This is a genomic window from Micromonospora sp. NPDC023644, assembly GCF_040640115.1.
GTDB lineage: Bacteria > Actinomycetota > Actinomycetes > Mycobacteriales > Micromonosporaceae > Micromonospora.
Genome location: NZ_JBFABA010000023.1, coordinates 45,884 through 66,533, shown reverse-complemented (window position 1 = coordinate 66,533; position 20,650 = coordinate 45,884). Strand labels below are relative to the sequence as shown.

13 protein-coding genes and 1 tRNA gene are annotated in these 20,650 nt (G+C 68.9%); 5 read left to right on the top strand and 9 right to left on the bottom strand.

Translation table 11 applies throughout. The features are described from left to right. Window positions 1–38 precede the first annotated feature (38 nt). The 4 genes from AB0G08_RS18200 (at window position 39) to AB0G08_RS18185 (ending at window position 5,605) form a co-directional block, all read left to right on the top strand. A complete protein-coding gene (locus AB0G08_RS18200) occupies window positions 39–992 on the top strand; it encodes a hypothetical protein (RefSeq protein WP_358088997.1) in 954 nt (317 codons plus the stop codon). Next, window positions 989–2,680 carry an insulinase family protein gene (locus tag AB0G08_RS18195; protein ID WP_358088993.1) on the top strand — a complete coding sequence of 564 codons (1,692 nt, stop codon included), beginning with the start codon at window positions 989–991 and terminating at the stop codon, window positions 2,678–2,680. Before AB0G08_RS18200 ends, AB0G08_RS18195 begins: the two co-directional genes overlap by 4 nt. Before the next feature lie 64 nt (window positions 2,681–2,744). Then, a tRNA-Ile gene (locus AB0G08_RS18190) sits at window positions 2,745–2,818 on the top strand. Window positions 2,819–3,235: 417 nt separating this feature from the next. After that, window positions 3,236–5,605 carry an isoamylase gene (locus tag AB0G08_RS18185; protein WP_358088990.1) on the top strand — a complete coding sequence of 790 codons (2,370 nt, stop codon included), beginning with the start codon at window positions 3,236–3,238 and terminating at the stop codon, window positions 5,603–5,605. A 65-nt stretch (window positions 5,606–5,670) separates the two neighbouring features. Here the strand turns inward: AB0G08_RS18185 and AB0G08_RS18180 are convergent, their stop codons facing one another. The 6 genes from AB0G08_RS18180 to AB0G08_RS18155 form a co-directional block, all read right to left on the bottom strand. Further along, on the bottom strand, window positions 5,671–7,284 hold the full coding sequence (locus AB0G08_RS18180; RefSeq protein ID WP_358088987.1) for a serine/threonine-protein kinase: 1,614 nt from the start codon (window positions 7,282–7,284) through the stop codon (window positions 5,671–5,673). Between the two features lie 106 nt (window positions 7,285–7,390). Continuing rightward, window positions 7,391–10,561 carry a type I restriction endonuclease gene (locus tag AB0G08_RS18175; RefSeq protein ID WP_358088984.1) on the bottom strand — a complete coding sequence of 1,057 codons (3,171 nt, stop codon included), beginning with the start codon at window positions 10,559–10,561 and terminating at the stop codon, window positions 7,391–7,393. Between the two features lie 59 nt (window positions 10,562–10,620). Continuing rightward, window positions 10,621–11,232 (bottom strand): NPCBM/NEW2 domain-containing protein, encoded by a 612-nt coding sequence (locus AB0G08_RS18170; RefSeq protein ID WP_358088981.1) that lies wholly within the window; start codon window positions 11,230–11,232, stop codon window positions 10,621–10,623. Window positions 11,233–11,454: 222 nt separating this feature from the next. Continuing rightward, window positions 11,455–12,504: an EcsC family protein gene (locus tag AB0G08_RS18165; protein WP_358088978.1), complete on the bottom strand. Its 1,050-nt coding sequence runs from the start codon at window positions 12,502–12,504 to the stop codon at window positions 11,455–11,457. 150 nt (window positions 12,505–12,654) lie between these two features. Continuing rightward, the gene (locus tag AB0G08_RS18160; RefSeq protein ID WP_358088975.1) at window positions 12,655–13,887 is read right to left on the bottom strand and encodes a helix-turn-helix domain-containing protein; all 1,233 of its coding nucleotides are present in this window, start codon (window positions 13,885–13,887) and stop codon (window positions 12,655–12,657) included. Next, complete coding sequence (locus AB0G08_RS18155; RefSeq protein ID WP_358088973.1) at window positions 13,884–14,030, bottom strand: hypothetical protein; 147 nt, start codon at window positions 14,028–14,030, stop codon at window positions 13,884–13,886. The genes AB0G08_RS18160 and AB0G08_RS18155 overlap by 4 nt, the downstream gene beginning before the upstream one ends. 193 nt (window positions 14,031–14,223) lie before the next feature. Here AB0G08_RS18155 and AB0G08_RS18150 point away from each other — a divergent pair, with 193 nt between their 5' ends. Then, window positions 14,224–15,003, top strand: coding sequence for a GntR family transcriptional regulator (locus AB0G08_RS18150; RefSeq protein ID WP_358088970.1), 780 nt, complete (start codon window positions 14,224–14,226; stop codon window positions 15,001–15,003). 79 nt (window positions 15,004–15,082) lie between these two features. Here AB0G08_RS18150 and AB0G08_RS18145 read toward each other — a convergent pair whose 3' ends face one another. The 3 genes from AB0G08_RS18145 to AB0G08_RS18135 are packed head-to-tail and all read right to left on the bottom strand — an operon-like array spanning window position 15,083 to window position 20,552. Continuing rightward, entirely contained in the window at window positions 15,083–16,390 is a 1,308-nt protein-coding gene (locus tag AB0G08_RS18145; protein WP_358088967.1) for a restriction endonuclease subunit S, read from the bottom strand. Then, window positions 16,387–18,435 (bottom strand): class I SAM-dependent DNA methyltransferase, encoded by a 2,049-nt coding sequence (locus AB0G08_RS18140; protein ID WP_358088964.1) that lies wholly within the window; start codon window positions 18,433–18,435, stop codon window positions 16,387–16,389. Before AB0G08_RS18140 ends, AB0G08_RS18145 begins: the two co-directional genes overlap by 4 nt. Further along, the gene (locus AB0G08_RS18135; protein WP_358088961.1) at window positions 18,432–20,552 is read right to left on the bottom strand and encodes an N-6 DNA methylase; all 2,121 of its coding nucleotides are present in this window, start codon (window positions 20,550–20,552) and stop codon (window positions 18,432–18,434) included. The genes AB0G08_RS18140 and AB0G08_RS18135 overlap by 4 nt, the downstream gene beginning before the upstream one ends. Between the last annotated feature and the right edge of the window lie 98 nt (window positions 20,553–20,650).

Here is a 20,650-nt window from a genome sequence, read left to right as displayed (position 1 = left end):
GGGTCACGCCCCGTTGATGATCACTTATGCTCCTCGCCATGCCCGCACCCCTTCCGCCGCCCGACTTCGACGCCGCGGCGGCGTACCCCCAGGTCGGTCAGGTGCGCGCGGCCCTCGCGGCGCGCGACTGGCCGGCGCTGCGCGCGGTCGTCGACGGGCAGGACCCGCACGGCCGGACCTTCCTCGTCGGCGAGGCCGGCGAGGCCGAAGGCATCGAGGAGTTCCTCCGGGGGGTGCTGGCCCAGCGGCCCGACGACGCGCTCGCCGGCGCCCTGCTCGGGGCGCACCTGATCCGGGCCGGCTGGCGGATCCGATCGTCCTACCGCGCCCAGCACGTCAGCCGCGAGCAGTTCGCCCAGTTCCACGCCCACCTGCGGCGCGCCGAGCAGGTGCTGATCGACGTCACCGCCCGGCACCCGGACGACGCGGCGGCGTGGACGCAGCGGATCACCAACGCGCGGGGTCTCGAGCTCGGCCAGGCCGAGGCCCGCCGCCGCTACGACCAGCTCGCCAAGCACCACCCCCACCACCTGCCGGCCCAGGCGTCGCTGCTGCAACAGTTCTGCCCCAAGTGGAGCGGAACCTGGGAACGGGCACACGGCTTCGCCCGGGAGTGCGCCGACGCCGCCCCGCCCGGCGCCCCGAACGCGGTGCTGGTGGTCGAGGCCCACCTGGAGGAGGCGCTGGACCACGACACCGTCGGCAAGGCGAGCGCCCACCTGCGCAGCCCGCACGTGCGGCGCGAGATCCACCAGGCGGCGCAGCAGTCGGTCTGGCACCCCGAGTTCCGTGACGGCTGGGGCTGGGTCTGGGTGCGCAGCACCTTCGCGATGGCCTTCTGCCTCCTGGAGGAGTACCCGGCGGCGGCGCAGCAGTTCGCGGCCATGGGGCCGCTCGGCGACGAGGCGATGTTCGGCTACATCGCCGGCGACTCGGCCAAGCAGTTCCAGCGGTTCCGCGACAAGGCGTACGCGAAGGGCGGGCAGGCATGATCCAGGAACTGGACGTGGACGGGGTGCCCACGCTGCTGGCCCCCACCGGCGGGCCGATGCGCGCGGGGCTGACCTTCCGGGTCGGCACCGCCGACGAGACGCTCGCCCGCAGCGGCATCACCCACCTGTTGGAACACCTCGCGCTGGCCCCCCTCGGGCTGGCCGACTACCACGTCAACGGCGCCACCGCGCCGGTGTTCACCACGTTCCACATGCAGGGCTCCGCACAGGACATCGCCACCTTCCTCACCTCGGTCTGCGCCAACCTGACCGAGCTGCCGACCGGCCGGCTGGACGTGGAGAAGGAGATCCTGCGCACCGAGCACAGCAGCCGGGGCGCGGCCGCCGTCGACGACATCCCGCTGTGGCGGCACGGCGCCCGCGACTTCGGCATCACCAGCTACCCGGAGTGGGGGCTGTCCGCGCTCACCGCCGACGACCTGCGGCAGTGGGCGGCCCGCTGGTTCACCCGCGAGAACGCGGTGCTCTGGATCGCCGGGAAGGCCGTGCCTGCCGGGCTGCGGCTGGCGCTGCCCGCGGGCGTACGGCAGCCGGTGCCGGCGGCGTCGTCGGCGCTGCCGCAGACCCCCGCGTACTTCGTCGGCGGCTCGCGGGCGGTGGTGCTGGACGCCGTCGTGCGGCGCCGGACCGCCGCGAGCGTCTTCGCCGGGGTGCTGGAGCGCGAGCTGTACCGGGCGCTGCGCCAGGACGGCGGGCTCTCCTACCAGACGACCGCCGGCTACGAGCCGCGCGGCGACGGCCACGCGACGCTGCGGGCGCTGGCCGACGCGCTGCCGGAGAAGCAGGACGCCGTGCTCGGCGGCTTCGTCGACACGCTCGCCAAGCTGCGCGTCGGCCGGATCGAACAGGCCGACCTCGACGCCGTCGTGGCGAAGCGGGAGGACTTCCTCGGCACCGCCGAGGTGGACGCGGCGCGGCTGCCGTCGTACGCCTTCAACGTGCTCACCGGGGAGCGCAACCTCACGGTCGACGAGCACCGGGCCGAGCTGAAGGCCGTCAGCACCGACGACGTGCACGAGGTGGCCCGCGAGGCGCTGGCCGGCGCGCTGCTGATGGTGCCCGAGGGGCACCGGGCCGACTGGGCCGGCTTCGCCGCGGCGCCCACCCGCTCGGCCGACACGGTCGCCGGCACCGCCTACCGGGAGAAGGAGGGCGACGGCGAACTGCACGTCGGCGTCGACGGGGTGAGCTGGCTCGGCCACGGCGGCCCGCTCACCGTGAGGTACGCCGAATGCGCCCTGATGCTCGCCTGGCCCGACGGCGCCCGGCAGCTCATCGGCGACGACGCCATCTCCATGCGCATCGAACCGACCATGTTCGACCTGCACCCCGGCGCGATCAGGGTGATCGACTGCCAGGTGCCGGCCGACCGGCAGGTCGCCATGCCGGCCCGCGACCCGGACCGCATCCCGCAGCCACGGGCCGCCGGCGGCGCCGAGCGGCGGGAGCCGGCGAAGCGCTCCTGGTGGGAGATCCCGCTGATGGTCGTCAGCGGTCTCGCCGCGCTGGTGATCGGCGGGGGGACCTTCCTGCTGACCCTCGGCATGTTCATCACCGAGACCGCCGAGAGCGACGAGGGCTGGCTGTGGGGCGTCATCGCGGTGGGGTGGCTGCTCACTGTTATCCTCGCGTTGCCCATCGTGCTGCTACGCCGACGACGCCGATGAGCGACTGCGCCGTTTCGTGCTGGCCGGTGATCCACCGGGCGGGATAGGATCCGGCGCGGTATTTGGGGCGGTAGCTCAGCCGGTTAGAGCAGGGGACTCATAATCCCTCGGTCGCGGGTTCGAGTCCCGCCCGCCCCACCTCGGAAAACCCCCGGCTACGTGTCCACCGCAGCGCCAAGGGGCTGGGCCCGCGCCCGTCGGTCCATTCGGAGTGCCCCAGCAGCACGGGCTGCCGCGAGGTGAGGCGGTCCGGCGAGGGCGCTCGCCTGGCGGGACTGCGGCTCCGCCTGTGGAGAGGCTCTCCGCGCGGTGTCGAGCTGCCCCACGTGTGAGGTTCTTGCCGGCTCTGCAACCTCTTCCGGATGGCGCGGCCCTAACCCGCCCGCTCCGGCCGTGACCCCCTCGCACATCGGCCATCGAGCCTGTTCACTTTGATGTTCCTGACTGGTAGCGTCCTGGAAACATTGCAAGGAATTGCATTGATCGATGGTCGGTGGACGGGCCCGCTACCGACCTCCTCGCCCCACACCCCGCCCCCGCGAGGAGGTCTTTCGCATGAACCCCCAATCGCGCTCCGAACCGCTCACCGCAACCACGCAGCCGAGGACGACCACCCGACCCGCACCACGACGTCTCGCCCTGGTCGTCGCGATGCTGCTCGGCCTGACCGGCGTACTGCCCTCGGGCCTGGTCACCGCACCGGTGGCCCAGGCCGCGATCGACGGGCAGACGCTGGGCGCGCGCTACAACGGGACCGCCAGCGACATCACCTTCCGCGTCCGCTCGGCGACGGCCACCCGGATCGCGGTCTACCTCTACAGCGCCGCCACCGGCGCGCAGGAACGGGTCAGCTACGTGCTGACCGGCAGCGGCGGCATCTTCGCCAAGACGGTCAGCGTGGCCGAACTGAACGGCCTCGGCATCACCGGCACGGTCTACTACGGCTACCGCGCCTGGGGGCCGAACTGGCCGTACCACGCCGGCTGGACGAAGGGGTCGACGGCGGGATTCATCTCCGACGTCGACGCCGCCGGCAACCGGTTCAACCCCAACAAGCTGCTGATCGACCCGTACGCGCGGGAGATCAGCCACGACCCGCAGACCCCGAGCCGTCCCGACTTGGCCGGCTACCGCAGCGGTGCCAACCGCGCGGTCGACACCGGTACCTTCGCCCCCAAGGGCATCGTTTTCACGCCGACGGCCGGCGGATTCGGCACCAAACCCACCCGGGCGCTCAAGGACGACATCGTGTACGAGGTGCACGTGCGCGGACTGACCAGGAACGACCCCACGATCGCGTCGGCGTACCGCGGCACCTACCGGGGCGCCGGACTCAAGGCCCCCTACCTCGCGTCGCTGGGTGTGACGGCGGTGGAGTTCCTGCCCCTTCAGGAGACGCAGAACGACACCCACGACGTCGACCCCACCAGCACCGCCGGCGACAACTACTGGGGTTACATGACGCTCAACTACTTCGCCCCCGACCGGCGCTACGCCTACGACAAGTCCCCCGGGGGTCCCACCGCCGAGTTCAAGGCCATGGTGAAGGCGTTCCACGACGCCGGGATCAAGGTGCTCGTGGACGTGGTCTACAACCACACCGGCGAGGACGGGCCACAGGGCGACAAGAACACCTACAACGTGTTCTCCTGGCGCGGCCTGGACAACTCCACCTACTACTCGCTGACCGGCGACCGGCAGAGCCCCTGGGACAACACGGGCGTCGGCGGCAACTACAACACCTTCAACCCCGCCGCGCAGAACCTCATCGTCGACTCCGTCGCCTACTGGAAGAACACGCTCGGCGTCGACGGCTTCCGGTTCGACCTGGCGTCCGTGCTGGGCAACACCTGCCAGCACGGCTGCTTCAACTACAGCCGGACGAATTCCGGCACCGCCCTCAACCGCCTGGTCGCCGAGATGCCCGCGCGCCCGGCCGGCGGTGGGTCCGGTGTCGACTGGATCGCCGAACCGTGGGCCATCGGCGGCAACAGCTACCAGGTCGGCAACTTCCCGACCGGCTGGTCGGAATGGAACGGCATCTACCGCGACACCCTGCGCCGCGACCAGAACAAGATGGGCGTCGACGCGGTCACCCCGGCCAACCTCGCCGACCGGTTCGCCGGGTCGTCCGACCTCTACGGCGACGACGGCAGGCGCCCGTGGAACTCGGTCAACTTCATGGTCGCCCACGACGGGTTCACCCTGCGGGACCTCTACGCCTGCAACAGCAAGAACAACAACCAACCATGGCCGTACGGTCCGTCCGACGGCGGCTCCGACGACAACATCTCCTGGGACCAGGGCGGCGTGGCCGCCGACCAACGCAGGGCGGCCCGCAACGGCCACGCGATCCTCATGCTGTCGGCGGGCACTCCGATGATGACCGGCGGCGACGAGTACCTGCGCACCATCAACTGCAACAACAACCCCTACAACCTGGACTCCAACGCCAACTGGCTGGACTGGACCCCGGACGCCGACCAGACGACCTTCGCGGCCTTCACCAGCCGGCTGCTCGCCTTCCGCAAGGCACATCCCGCCCTGCGACCGGCGAACTTCTACACCGCCGCCGACACCAACGGCAACGGACTGGGCCAGCTCGAATGGTTCACCCCGGCGGGCACGTCACCGGACGGCGCGTACTGGGGCAACGCGAACAACCACGCGCTGGCCTGGCGCATCGACGGCAGCGAGTTCGGCGACTCGGGTCTCTACGCCGCCTACAACGGCTGGTCCGGCAACGTGACCTTCACCCTGCCCGCCCCGCCTCCGGGCAGGCAGTGGTACCGGGTCACCGACACCTCGACCTGGGCCGAAGGACCCGACCAGGTGGCCAGCCCCGGCAGCGAGGCCTGGATCGGTGGCGCCTCCACCACGTACGTGCTGGGTGGGCGGGCACTGCTGCTGCTCATCGCCCGGTAGTCGCCAGTCGTGGAGGGCGGGGACCTCCCGTCCTCCACGACGGATCGACCCGTGGCGCCGAGCGCTCACCTCACCTCAGGTGTGGCCGGTGGGGTTGTCTCACCGCCGGTGCGGCGGAGCCGGGTGAGGACGTCGGCGATATCCTGGGTCTCTTCGTGGTCCGGCCCGTAGACCAGCGAGAGGTCCTCGTGCAGCGGCACCAGCTCGGCCACCGCCTGTACGACATTGCCTTCGGCGAGCAGAAGCATGCTGATGTCGCGGCGTAGCTCCAGGGCGTCGGAGGACACGTCCCCCTCGGCGGCGCGGACGTGGGCGAGCACCTGCCGGAACTGGCGCAGCGCGACGGTGGCCTGGCCCAGTTCCGCCCGGCAGTGCGCCGCCTGGCGTAGGCAGGCCAGCGCATCGTCACCGGTCGGGCCTCCGGTGCGCGCGAAGGCCGAGTGCAGGAATTCGAACTCCGGCAGGGCTTGGCGGAAGTCGCCGCCGATGACGAGGATGGCTGCTCGCCGCTGGCGGAGGGCAAGGACCCGAGGACTTTCGACGCCGAGCGCGGCTGCTGCGGGGTCGATGATCTGTTGCAGCGCTTCCGCCGCCTGCGTGTACCGCTCCTCGGCGAGCAGGTCGTTGGAGCGCGACAGCGCGCTGTGGATGGCTGCCCGCAGGTCCGTCCGAGGGGCATCGCCCGACGACTGCGACGGGATGAGGCGGTCACGCGGATCCGGCCCGCGCGGGCTTTCCGGGCGTGACCGCGGCGCGTTGGGGCGGCGGTACAGCAGCGTGGGGTCAGGCACACCGGTCGGAAGGTGCTGGGCCGCCGGAGGCGGTGATCCCACCGCGGGGAGGAACGGCAGCAGCCGTTCGTAGACGTCGTACGCGTCCCGGGGGCGATGCTCGGGCACCTTGGCCGTGAGTTCGAGAACCAGCTGCTCCAGGGCTTCCGGTACGTCCGCCCGCAGCTTGCGCAGTGGCAAGGGCGTCTCGGAGACGTGCTGCCGCATCAGCTCGAACTCGTTGCCGCCGTCGAAGACGGTCCTGCCGACGAGCAACTCGTGCAGCACGCAGCCGAGGGCGTACAGGTCACTCTGCGGGGTGATCTGCGCGCCCTGGATCTGCTCCGGTGGCATGTAGTGGTGCGTGCCGATGACGCTGCCGGTGGCGGTGAGGCGGGTGACGTCGGTGCGGAGGATGGCGGCGATGCCGAAGTCGAGCACCTTGACCGCACCGGTGTCGGAGACCAGGACGTTGTCGGGCTTCATATCCCGGTGCACGACGGGGACGGCGTGGGCGTGGGATAGGACGGTGCAGATCTGCGCGGCGACCGCCGCCGCCCACTCGACTGGCAGCGGTCGGAGGGGGTCGACGTAGGCGCGCAGGGAGGTGCCGCGCACGTACTCCATGACCAGGTAGAGGCGGTCGTAGGAGCTGTCGAGCACCGCGTCGTACACCTGGGGGACGCCGTGGTGTTGGATGCGGGCGGTGACGCGGGCCTCGCGGCGGAAGCGCTTGGCGAACTCCTCGGCCTGCTCGGCGGAGGCGATGACGTCCGGGCGGATCAGCTTGATGGCGACCTCGCGGTCGAGGACGGCGTCGTAGCCGCGCCAGACCTGCCCCATCCCGCCGGAGTTGATCTCGTCGACCAGTTCGTACCGGTCGGCGATCGGCCCTGCCCGCACCGTCACCCCCGCACGTTGGGCTGCCCTCAACGGTGCCAGTGTCCCGGGTGGAGGGTCACCCGTCCAGGGTTACCGGGTCACCCAAGGTGAGCCGGCCCTGGGCGGCGGCTCGTCAGGCGACGTCGTCCACCACGCCTTCCTGCCGGCGGATCATCTGCCAGGCGGCGCTGCGGGCGCTGCGGTTGAGCGAGCTGCGGAAGTTCTGTTGCGGGTCGAAATACTTGCGTCCCATCTCGGCGGTGGTGTCGAAGTGGTCCATCATCTTGTCCTCGAAGACGGGGTCGAAGACGTGGCCGAAGTTCTCCTCGTCGTTGGCGACGGCGGCCAGCCGCACCTTCGGGTCGGCGAGCGCCTCGTTGAAGGGTTTGATGACGTCCTGCTCGGTGAACTCGGTGCCGTGCTTCGCGTTGAACCGGTCGATGAGCTCCGACAGCAACGACTTCTCGGACTCCTTGGCGCCGCCGGATACGTCGCCGAAGCCCTTCATGTCGGCCGGCCCTTCGGGGAGGAGGCTGACGTCGTGCTCACCGGTCTTCTCCACCCGTAGGTGGCTGAGGTCGACCTCGCCGATGTCCACGCCGCCGTCGTCGCGGCGGGGCAGCCGGTTGAGCAGGTGCCTCCCGTAGAGGTAGAGGCGTTCCAACTCGGCGTCGGCGTAGGGGACGATCCCGGAGAGAAAGCTGTACTTGCGGACGTAGTCGTTCAGGTCGGCGCGGAAGGTCTCGGCCGTCTCCTGGTCCTCTTCGTCGTCGCTGTCGAGCAGCTCGGTGAAGCGGGTGACCGCCGGATCGAGGTGTCGGTACAGCTCGGCGTGCAGCTTCTCCCACTTCGCCGTGTTGCCGGCGGCCTGTTCGTCGGCGTCCAGCCAGGCCGCCGCGAAGGCGGCCATCTCGTCGTCGACGAGGAGCGCCGCGGACATCACCCTGCTCTGGGCGGTGTAGAGCAGGTTGGGGTCCGAGGGCAGGGTGGCGGCTTCCTCGAAGTACGGGCGGAAGGCATCCTTGATGTTCTCCGCGTCGTTGACGAAGTCCAGCACGGCCAGGTCGGACTGGCTCTTGCGGTCGGCGGTGCGGTTGAGCCGGGAAAGGGTCTGCACGGCGGCGATGCCGGTCAGCGTCTTGTTGACGTACATCGTGGTGAGCAGCGGCTGGTCGAAGCCGGTCTGGTACTTCTCCGCCACGACCAGGATCCGGTATTCACGCTGTCCGGCGCCGCCGGCCTGGGCGGCCTTGTCGTCGGCGCGCGTGTACGCGAACGCCTTCGGCAGCGCGCTTTCCGCCAGCCCGTTCTCCTTCGCCTCGGTGATCTCCTCGCCGTCGTAGGTGAGGGTGCCGGAGAAGGCCACCAGGACCCCCGGGTCGGGGTAGCCGAGGTCGCCGAGGTACTTCTTGATCGACCGGGCCATCTGCACGGCCTGCTGCCTGCCCGCAGTGACCACCATCGCCTTCGCCCGTCCGCCGAGCCTTCCGGCGGTGTGCGTCCGGAAGTGCTCGACGATCACCTGCGCGTGCTGGGCGACGGTCGAGTCGTGGGTGAGCGCGAACCGGGCCAGCAGCGGGTTCGCCTTGGCCCGGTCGACCTTCCGTTCGTCGGGGTTGCCGTTGACGAGCTTCCAGTAGGTGTCGTAGGTGACGTAGTTGCGCAGCGGATCGAGGATGAACTCTTCCTCGATGGCCTGCCGCATCGAGTACGTGTGGAACGGGTGGTACTTCCCGTCCTCACCCAGGGTGCCGAAGTCCAGGAGTGTCTTGTGCTTGGGGGTGGCGGTGAACGCGAAGTAGGAGAGGTTGGCGGCGCGGTGCCGCCTGCGCGCCTTGGCCTTCAGCTTGGCCTCGGTGTCGGCCGGCGCGGGAGCACTGGTTGCTCCCGGGTCGTCGGAGTCGGCGTCGAGGCCCAGGTCACGCAGCACTTCCCGGACGGAGCCGGCGGCTTCGCCGGACTGGGAGGAGTGCGCCTCGTCGATGACGATCGCGAAGCGCCTGCCCTGGATCTCGGTGGGGTTGCGCTTGAGGTAGTCCACCAGGGCTGGGAACGTGTGCAGCGTGACGGTGACGATCTTGCCCGTCGCGTGGGAGAGCACCTTGGCGAGCTGCTCGGACTTCGAGCCCTGGCTCTCGTCGATCGGCACCACCAGGCCGGCGGTCTGCTCGAAGCTGCCGACCGTCGCCCGCAGCTGGGCGTCGAGGTTCCGGCGGTCGGTGATGATGATGACCTTGTCGAAGACGGGGGAGCCCGGCTTGAGGCCGGCCTCGACCGCCGCCGGGTCCAACCCGGCCAGGTCGCTGTGGGCGTGCAGGGACGACAGGCGGTGGCTGAGCCAGGCGATGGTGTTCGACTTGCCCGACCCCGCCGAGGCCATGATCAGGTAGTTGTGCCCCGCACCGTGCCGCGCCGCGTGCGCCGTCAGCTTCTGCACGGCATGCCACTGGTGGTAGCGGGGGAAGATGAGGGACCTTCGGGTACGCCCGTCCGCACCCTTCTCCTTGTGCAGGTGGACGAAGCGCTCCAGCAGATCGAGCCAGTTGTCGCGCTGCCAGATCTCCTCCCACAGGTAGGAGGTGGCGTACTTCCCGTATTCGGTGGCCGGCGGGTTGCCCCTGCCGCCCGGCTGGCCCGGACCCGCCGAGCCGGTGTTGAACGGCAGGAACCGGGTCGGCTTGCCGCGCAGCTGGGTGGTGACGAAGACCAGGTCGGGGTCGACGGCGAAGTTGGCGATCACCCGCCGCGAGAAGATCAGCTCGGTCGGGTCCCGGTCGGTGCGGTACTGCTCCTTGGCGTGCTCGACGCCCGAGCCGGTGAGCGGGTTCTTCAGCTCCGCCGTGGCCACCGGGATGCCGTTGAGGAACAGCGTGAGGTCGAGGCGGTTGCCCCGGTCGGCCTGTTTGGTGGCGTACGCCAACTCCCGCACGACGGCGAGCCGGTTGCGCCGGTAGTCGGCGAGGATCTCGTCGGACTCCACGAAGGACGGCTTGAAGTAGGCGACCCGAATGCGCACGCCCTGGTCCTTCACGCCCTTGCGGAGCACCTCGAGCAGCCCTTCGTCGGCGATGGCCCTGTCGAGTCGCTTGACGAAGCCGCGCTGCGCGGCGGCCTGTTCGCCGCCGTAGAAGGTGACCAGGTCCTCCCATTCGGCGGCCTGTGTGGCGCCGATGAAGGTGAAGAGCTGGGCGGTGTCCAGGCCGAGTTCGGGGCGGTAGTCGGCGTTGTCGCCGCGCTCCCAGCCGTTGGCGAGGAGGGCGGCGACGATCGCATCACCGAACACGGACTCGTGGTGCACCGCCATGTCGCCTCCGCAACAGACCCGGGTGTCGGGCCGAACCCTCCGCAGGAGCCTACTGAGACCTATCGCACTATGCGGGCGTCGCCCCATACCACCGTGCGGGTCCAGCAGCCCCCTTCCGTGACGAGGAGTTTCAAGCGGAGCACGTCATCGATCGCGACGTCGAGGGACACCGGCGCGCCTGGGCGGACCGTCGCACGTTCGAGAACCGTGCCCGCTTCGTTTATGACCTGCACTTCTGCTTCAAAAGCGTCTTCGGTGTCGTCAGCGATTCCGACAACGGCCCGAAAGTATTTATACTGACGTTTGACAAGATACTCGCGGTAAAGGTCGTAACCGCACGTCGAGGTGGTCATGGCTCGCTTGTAGGCGACATCGTTGACGGTTGCTGGTGCATCGGTCCACTTGCCCCACCAGGAATACTCCTTGACCGGCTCCAAGGTCGTCAGGTGCTTCGTCTCGCGTGCCACGAATGAGGGCTGCGTCGACGGTTCCGTCTTGGCGGTCGACGGTTTCAGACTGGACGAGCCGGTCGCGGCCGGTGCTGACTCGGCAGGCGGACTGCCCTTGACTTCATCTTCTGGTGAGCGCAATCGCGCCCATCCCCATGTGCCGCAGGCGACGAGCAGCGTGATCACGGCGCAGGCACCCGACGCGACCTGCCAGAACGCCACGGACCGGTCGTCAAGCAGACGCCTGACCACGGAGGGCTTCGAAGGCGATCCACCATCCACTGTGGGCATGCACCGCATCGTAATGCACCCGTGGTAACGAAGCATGAGCAGGCGCTTCCGGTCCTGGCGACCTGACCTCATTTCCCAAAGCCTGCCTTGCCGGCTCTTCATAAGTCCAACAAATGTAGTCGCGACTCCGGGCCCCGCTCAACCGCCCAACGACTACCCAGCAGGCCTGGGGCCGAGATCAGTCTCCTCGCCGCCGCCGGTGACCTTATCGAACAGGCCATCGATCTCGACTGTCGTCGCGTCCACGAGCGGGGTGGGCTCCGCAGCGTCGTTCACCGACGTCGGCTCGATGATCCATTCCTCCCACGACAGCCCGTGCTTCTCAGCCAGATAGCGGGCCCGGTAGAGCCGCGTCGCGTCGTCGATAGCGGAATGAAGCATGTGGAAGCTGAGCCCCGCAGCAAAGATGGTGCCGGCGATCGGCACGACGTTGGCGAGCCGCGCCCTGGTGAGCCGCAGTCCGAGTAATTTGAAGATCTGCTGGATGACCTGTATGAGGGGCTCCTTGCCCAACTGGTTCCATGTTGCGCGGCGCATCATCTTCTGGGTGAGGCGGGACAGGCTCGCGAGTGCAGCCGCCTTGCTCGTGGACGATGAGGCCATGCTGTAGTTCAGGACCCCCATCAGGAACAACTCCTCTTCGGGCTCCCGAGGGTCGTAGCCATAGTGGACAGCGACATCGGCCACAGCGCGACCGAGGAGAGCCAACGAGGCCACCGTGTCTGACGCCACCGCCACGACCGCGACTGCTGCCGTGGTGCCACCACTGACAGTCGTGCTGACCGTTGCTCCGGTGACCGCGACGGAGGCGACACTGGATTCGAGTACCCCGATGAACGGGATGGTCAACGCCGGCCGTCCTTTGTCGAGGTCCTTGAGGTCAAGCGACTTGAACGGCGACTCCGTACCCAGATCCTGGTGCTTGCGACGCAGCTTCTTGACCCGCTTGTCCAACGATGCTGAACGCACCGCGGGCAAGAAGATGGCCTTGAAGCCGCCCTCGAGCGCCTTGGTGATGGTCTCATCACCAAGTTCCATGGCTTTGTCCGCGCCGGGGACCTTCCTGATCCGCTCACCGGCACGCTTGGTGACGAGTGCCACCTTGCTGGACGCGCGTGCTCTCAAGCTGCCTCGACGCTTCCGTTCGTTGTCGAGCAAGGTGGACCAGGCCCGGGTCTCGTAGTCGGACATGTCTTCCCGCATCTGCGCTCCTACATAGCCTATGGAAGCTGCCCAAGTCCACCATCGGAAACCCGCTCACGTCCATTACAGAATCGCTGAACGGAAGTGTCGGATTGCCGCGAGCCGAGGTTGCGCTGATGACCGCCATCGACCGAGTTGGTGGGGGGCTGGTCAGGGCTGTCCGGCCAGACCGACGGTGGCGGCCAGGCGGGTCACGTCGGCGGCGGGGGAGCCAGCGCGGAGCACGGCGGTCAGCGCGACGCGGGCGTCGGGGCGCAGGCGGATCTCGGCGGGGGCGATGGCGTCGGCCGTGACTAGGGCGCGGCCGGCGGCGCGCGGGTCGCCGAGGTCGAGGTGGGCGCGGGTGATGTCGATCAGGTGGGCGGCCCGGTGCTCGGCGGAGAGCAGGTGCCAGGCATCGCCGCCGGTGGCCCGGCGGTGGATGGTGACGGCCTGACGATGGTCGCCGAGGCGCATGGCGGTCAGGGCGCGGGCGAGTTCGACGGTGGTGGGGCCGAACCCGACGCCGTCGTGGTCACGATGGTGCCGCTCGTCGTGTGCGGCGGCGAGGCGGGCCGCGCGCTCGATGATCTCACCCGCGGCGGCGTCCCCGCATGCGGCGGCGGCCAGCGCGGCCTCGATCAGCAGGGTCCCCGTCAGGGCGGTCTCGTCCGCCGGGCAGTCGGGGGACCGCGCCAGGTCGAGATGGCGTACGGCGGTGAGGGCGGCGGTCATCGCCAGCCGACCCCGCCGCAGGGCCCGGAGCGCCGGCGCGAGGGAGACCGCCGCGAGGCCGGCACGTCGTGGGTCACCGGCGGCGGCGCTCATCGCCCGGTCGGCCGCCAGCCAGGCCAGGTCGGCCTCGCCGAGCTTGACCAGCACCTGGGCGGCGAGGCGGTACACCCGCACCAGCACGTCGGCGGCGGACGCGTCCCCCGACTGCGGGTGGCAGGTGTGGCGGCTGTCGCCGAGCAGGTCGGGCAGCATCCGCAACACCTGGGGGTGGTGGCCGTTGCGGTACGCAGTCCACGCGTACCCCACCTGGTCGTCGAGCTGCCGCGCCGACGGCGGCGACTGGGGGTCGCTGCCGGAGCCGGGCAGGTCGTAGCGGGCGAGCGCCGCCCGTATCCCCTCCACGGCGCCGCCGGTGTCGGCGGCCGGGGTCCGCTGGGCCTTGCCGGCGAGCAGGACGCCCGGGGCGACGCCGAGGGCCCCGGCGACTGTCTCGATCACCGAAAGGCGGTCGAGGGTACGCACCCCGCGCTCCACCTTGTCCACCCAGCTCTTCGACTTGCGGATCCGGTCGGCGAAGACCTGCTGACTCATGCCCCGACGCGCCCGCAACTGCGCCACCCGCCGCCCGATCGGCAGCTCGTTGCCGTTGCGCCGGCCCGGCCCGGTCACCGCTCCCGCTCCACCGGCCGCATGGCCTCCGTGGACTCCCCACAGCGCGGACACCACCGAGACTTCACCTTGAACGCGAGCAGCCCGAGCAGGAAGCCCGGCACCAGCCCACCAAACACGATGGACATGACTTCGGAGATCACGAGCACCTTCTTCTTCCTGGATCGATGGCCGACCTGGGCCTGTGGCGCTGCGGAGAAGTTAGCGCACTTACTCGGAAGATCGGAAGCATGGACATGCACTAACATGGGTTCGAATGAAGGCACTCGTTTGCTGCGCCCACAGCTGCATGGTCGACTTGGCGTCAGCAAGTGCGTCGGGTTGAAGGGGCCACCCATGACCAGCAAGGAACCGCCGAACTACCAGCGCGTCGTGGACGACCTGCGCTCGCGGATCCTCTCCGGTGAACTGGGTCCCGGCGACAAACTCCCCACGGAGAAGGAACTACAGAAGCGGTGGGGCTTCTCCACCACGATCATCAAGCATGCCCTCACGCTGCTTCGCAGCGAAGGGCTTATCGAGGGTCGACGCGGGTCCGGGAACTATGTCCGCAACCGGACGCGGCTTGTGCGCCGCGCCCACTCCCGGGACATGCGCAAGCGCATTGGCAGCACGTCACCGTTCGCCCGAGACAGCGAAGCCGCAGGCAAGCGACCGAGTTGGGAGGCCGACAGTCGTAAGATCCCGGCGTCGGCCCCTATTGCCGAACGACTCGGCATCCAGCCCGGCGACATGGTCATGCATACCCAATACCGGTACCTCGCCGACGACACCCCAATCCAGCTCGCCGACTCGTACGAGCCGTTGTCCATCACGGGCGGCACCCCCGTTGAGTACCCCGAGCAAGGGCCGATCATCGGCGTGGTCGCCCGCATGGACTCCCTCGGCGTGGCCATCGACCGCTTCGTCGAGGAGGTCATCACCCGGCCGGCGATGCCCGACGAGGCCGAAGCCCTCGAACTCGACAGACGCGGCGGCATGTGGGTGATCTCTATCGAGCGCACCTACTACGCTGGCCAAGCCGCCGTCGAGACCGCCGACATCGTGTTCCCAGGCGGCAGGTACCGGCTCGTCTACGAGATGCCCATCGACCCGTGGTCGCCATCCAGCGGGTAGGTGCCCCTGGTGTTCCCCTGCCGCCACGCCGGCCGCGCCCGGTCGCCACTGCCGCTCCGTCGGCCGCAGTGCGGCTGGCTCAGTCCTCGATTCCTCGTCCCCTGGCGGTGGAGACGTCAATCTGACCGGTGACAGCGGCAGCGACTAGGGCTTGGCGACGCTCGGTGAGTAGCGCAAGCTGTCGATCTAGCTCCCTCCTAGCTCGGGCGATGGAGTCGAGCCGGCTACGGGTGCTTCGCACCAGTTCACGTTGGCGACCTACTGGGGGCAGTGGGATCGGGAAGCTAAGGATCTTGCTGCTATTCGTCGAGGCCAGGTTGGTTGTTTTTGAACCGGTGCTCTCGAAGTAGCAGCGGCCATGAATTGTCTGAGTCATAAGTGCCAGATAGTCGCCATCGAGCCTATCAAGCTCGGGACGAAGTGCGAAGACATGATTCTGGTGTAGGCAGTCGGTCAGTTCGCCGTTCCAGACAGTGCCGCGGCCGAGCTTGTCCAAATCGCCGCCCTCCGTCATCAGGACGTCCCCAGCCCGCAGCGTGCACCGCTTTGCTATGTAGCGAGGTACCGTGACCTCCGTGACGGTCGACAATTCCACGTAGCCAGCCTGCACGTTCGCCACCCGCAGATACGGGCGAGTTACGACGTCACCACTCACGTCGCGATTGCCATCCACGGTCAATCCATTTTGCAATCGGCAAACGTAACCGAGACGGACCATGGGGCTGTCAGCAGAAATTTTAGGCATCCAGAGCCACGGCCAATCTCCCCTCGCATCGGTGAGCACGCCGGGTAGGAGGGCCTCGGACACCTCAGCATAAGAACGCTCTTCCAGGATGGTCTGCTGGCGTACCCGATCCGCGACAAGTGAGTCGATCAGAGCGGTCTCGGCGTCGAGAAAGTCGGCGATACGCTCCTGTTCCTTGATGCCTGGCATGGGCATCTGCAATTCACCAATTGTGGCTGCGCTTAAATTTTGGAGGCCGGTAGTAGTTGAGCTGAGGATCCTGATCTGCTGCTTTGCGTCGAGGCTGTTGAGGAAGTACCAAGCGAATCGCGAAGACGAAGTTTGCTCAAATGTCAAGCGTTGTATGAAATTTGAGAATGAGCAACCGAGTGCGTTTTTGCCAACGTAGCCAACCTTTCCCAAATGAGCGTCGCTGCCGCTCGAGCGGACAACTAGAAGGTCTCCTGGCCGAACTTGCGTCCGCTTGTATTCGCTTTCGGTTAGCTGGCGCTCTGCCGAATCCTTGATCGTGATCCTGCCGTCGATCCCGATCTCGGTTGATCGGATCACGCGAACATCGTTGGCGCCGGTTGGGTCGCTTCCCCAAGTTCCTGCATCGGATCTACTTATTGCGAATTTGACCTTGATTCGCGCAAAGCTCATTCGGTCACCTCGCCTAGCAGAGCCTGAATCTCAACCTCCAGCGCCTTTAGTTCCGCGTCGATCTCCGCCAGCGGCCTCGGGGGCTTGTAGACGTAGAAGTGGCGGGTGAAGGGGATCTCGTACCCGATCTTGGTCTTCTCGTGGTCGATCCAGGCGTCCGGGACGTGGGGGAGCACCTCGCGGCGCAGGTATTCCTCGACGTCCTCGTCCAGCGGCACGTTCTCGTAGTCGCGCAGCTCCGCGTCCGGCTCGGGGTTGCCCTTGACGAGCTGCACCTCGCCCTCGGGGTCGCGCACGCCGACGATGTCGCGCATGGCCTTCTGAAAGGGGGTGCCGGTGGGCCAGGGCACGCCGGCCTCGGCCATCGTCTTGCGCAGCGCGTCCCACGCCGCCCGCTTCGTCGTCCACACCTGCCCGACCAGCGGCTTCAACGCGGTTGCCAGCGCGTCGGCGTCCGACGCCTTCTGGATCGGCTTCGAGGCGGCCAGCGCCGTCAGCGTCTCGTCGGTGACCTCGAAGCGGAGCTTCAGCGGGCGCTCGACGGTGATCCGGCGGTAGCCGAAGTCCTCGTTGGCGAAGACCTTCACCTTGCCGTGCTGCGGGTGCTCGGGGTCGCCGGCGGCGTCGAGCGCCTCCGCGTACAGCCGGGTTATGGCCTTGATCTGGTCGCCGGTGACGAACTTGCGCTTGTCGCCGAGCGACTTGCGCATCTTGGCGAACTGGTCGCGGGCGTCGAGGAGCACGACCTTGCCCTCGCGGTCCTTGGCCTTGCGGTTGGTGAGGATCCAGAAGTACGTGGAGATGCCGGTGTTGTAGAAGAGTTGGTCGGGCAGGGCGACGATGCCTTCGAGCCAGTCGTTCTCCAGGATCCACTGCCGGATGCGCGACTCGCCCGACTCGGCCGCGCCGGTGAACAGCGGCGAGCCGTTGAAGACGATGGCGATGCGGCTGCCGCCCCTGCCGTCGAGGGTGACCGGCTTCATCTTCGAGATCATGTGCTGGAGGAAGAGCAGCGAACCGTCGTTGATCCGGGGCAGGCCGGCGCCGAACCGGCCGCTCTCGCCGAGCGTCTCGGCTTCGTTCTCGACCTCGTCCTTGACCTTCTTCCACTCCACGCCGAAGGGCGGGTTGGCCAGCAGGTAGTCGAAGTGCTTGCCGCGGTGGCCGTCGTCGCTGAACGAGTTGCCGAACTTGATGTTGTCCGGGTCCTGACCCTTGATCATCATGTCGGAGCGGCAGATCGCCCAGGACTCCGGATTCAGTTCCTGACCGAAGACGGTGACGGTGGCGGACGGGTTGAGCCGGGTGATGTGCTCCTCGGCCGCCGACAGCATGCCGCCGGTGCCGCACGCCGGGTCCAGCACCGTGCGGGAGGTGCCCGGAATGCTCAGCGCGTCGTCGTCGGGGGCGACGAGCAGGTTCACCATCAGCTCGATGACCTCGCGCGGGGTGAAGTGCTCACCGGCGGTCTCGTTGGACTGCTCGGCGAAGCGCCGGATCAGCTCCTCGAAGACGTACCCCATCTGGTGGTTCGTGACGTTCGGGACGGGCTTTCGGTCCTCGCCGAGGATCACCTCGCCGGTCTTCTTGTCGCGCTGGTAGGGGTGCAGGTCGAGGTCGGCGAAGCAGCCGACCACCCGGTAGAGCAGGCCCGCGCTGTCGAGCCGCCGCACCTGCTGGGCGAACTCGTAGCGTTCCATCACCTCCTGCGCGTTCTCGGAGAACGCGCCGATGTAGGCCAGCAGGTGCTTCGCGGCCTGGCTGGAGTCGTTGGCGATCGACTTCAACGTGTAGCCGCTCACGTTGTAGAAACTGTGCCCGGACGCGCGGCGCAGGAACCGGGAGACGTCCACGTCCTGGCCCTTGAAACGGTCGTGCTCCGCCAGGACCTTGCTCCGGGTGAGGTCCAGGACGCACTCCAGCCGGCGCAGCACGGTGAACGGCAGGATCACCTTGCCGTAGTCGGACTGCTTGTAGTCGCCGCGCAGGAGGTCGGCGACCGACCAGGCGTGACTCGCCAGCTCGGTGTGCTTACTGCTGTTCAACGTGGTCCTTCCGGTGGGAGCAGTGCACCGCCGGTGAGGCCGGCGGACAGGGTGCGGGCGGTCTCGTCGGCGAGGCGGTTGGCGATGTCCGCCGCGACGCGGAGCGCGTGGAGCTGGCGGAACGCCTTGCCGTACCGCTGCTGTTCGGCGAGGGGGAGCAGGGGGATCCGCAGGCGTCTGGGGTCGATCCGGACCACGGTGGTGCCGGACGACGCGGCGCTGAGGTTGTCCTCCGCCGCCAGGAATCCGGCCAGGAACCACGGGTCCAGGCGGGCCGGGTCGGGGCGCAGCAGGTGCAGGTGCCGGCCGAGGATGTTGCCGGCGTCGCGGGCGTCGGCGACGCGGGCGGTGCTCGCGCCTTCGTGCAGCATCTCGGGGAGGATGACGTCCCCGGCCTCGATGGAGACGTCCTCGTCCGAGGGATTCTCCTCGCCGGCCCCCGAGGCCGGCCGGCGGGACACCACGTCGCGGGCGGTGAGTGTCCGGGGCGCCTCGGAGTCCGCCAGGGCAGGACTTGAGCTGCTGCGGATCGCCGCCGGCGCGCGGAGCAGGGTGAGGGCCGCACCCCGCAGCAGGTCGGCGACGCTGGCGGTCCGCCAGGACCGTGGGCCGGCGCCGGCAGGAGACCAGGTGTGGCCCCCGCTGAGGGCCACCAGCCCGGTGGCTGCCAGCCGCAGCCGGCTCCTCAGCTCGTACGCCATCTCGGCGAGCTCGTCGGGCTTCGTGGGGACCGGGGCGGCGCGTACGTGGCGGGCCGGGCTGAGGTCGACGGCCTCGTCGAGCAGGTCGACGACCGGGACGGCCCGTGTCACGCCCGGAACGGGATCGTAGTTGCCGGGATGTCGGTCGAACTCGTGCCAGGCGTCGAGCGTCGCGCTGCGAATCGCGGGCCAGTCCGACGTGGACCGCCTGCCCGGCGCGTCGTCGGTGTCAGTGGTCGAGGTGCCGACGGTGTCGACCATCAGGACGGTCGGCGGCAGGGCCGCCTGCGGGTGCGGCCGTTCGAGCAGCCACAGTTGGAGGCCGATGTGCAGCGGTTGGGCCATCCCGGCCGGCAGGGCGACGACGGCTCGTAGTGCACCGCTGCGGACCATCTCGGCCCTGATCCGCCGCCCGGACGGCCGGAAGGCGGCCCCCGGCGGCATGAGCAGGACAGCATGGCCACCGGGGGTCAGGTGCGCGAGACAGTGCTGTAGCCACGCCAGTTCCGACTCGCCCTTCGGCGGCAGCCCGAACATCCACCGCGGGTCGTAGGCCAGATCCTCGTGGCCCCACTCGCGGTGGCCGTAGGGCGGGGCGCAGAGCACCGCGTCGGCGGCCAGCGCCGGAAATGCGTCGTCGCGCATGCTGTCACCGACCTGGACCTTTGCCTTCGCCCCGCCCGCCTGCACGGCGAGGCGGGCGGCAGCCTGTGCGGCGAACACCGCCACCGCGTCCTGGCCGTACAACTCGCGTGCCCCCCGCCCGGCGGCGGCCAGTAGCAGGCCACCCACCCCGCACGCCGGGTCAACGACCCGATCCGGGTACGGCTCACCCGGGCCGGCGAGAAGCTCCGCCATCAGGTCGGCGACGGGGGGAGGCGTGCGATAGGCGCCCCCGGTCTTGCCGTCACCGATTTCGCCCTCGGCCAACACTTCCAGCGTCTGCGCCGCGCCCACCTCGTCGACGCAACGCAGCACGGCACGAAGCACCTCGGCCTCGTCGGGCTGACCCGTGAGACTGCCGGTGCCGGGGAAGTCGACCGCGTACGACCGGCTTGTCTTCTGCACCCATGTGGACAGCTGGTCATCGGGCAGCCCGACGGCCTTCTTCAACGCGCTGTCGGTAATGCGACTCGCCGCGACGACGAGCGGTAACAGTCTGCTTCGGTGGGCGAGGTCGGTGACGCTGGTCCGCAAGGCCGTGCGCAGAACGTCGGCGGGAGAACTGGCCGGCAGTTGTCCACGCGCGGAAAGCCAGGCCCGGACGGCGTCCAGGTCGTACGCCGGGCTTGTCTCCGTACCGCCCGACGGGGCGGGAAAGTCGGGATGACGCCTACGCCAGTTGCTCACGGTGGCGCGCGTGACCCCGGCCAGCCGGGAGATCTCGGCGGCGGTCACCTGGGTGGGCTGCGGCATGGGCGTCCTGTCAGTGGTCCTGCGTCTCGCCGTCACCCTACACGAGCCCGATCGCGCCTAGGCTGTTTGACGGTGCTTTCAGCTCCGAGTGTGTTAGT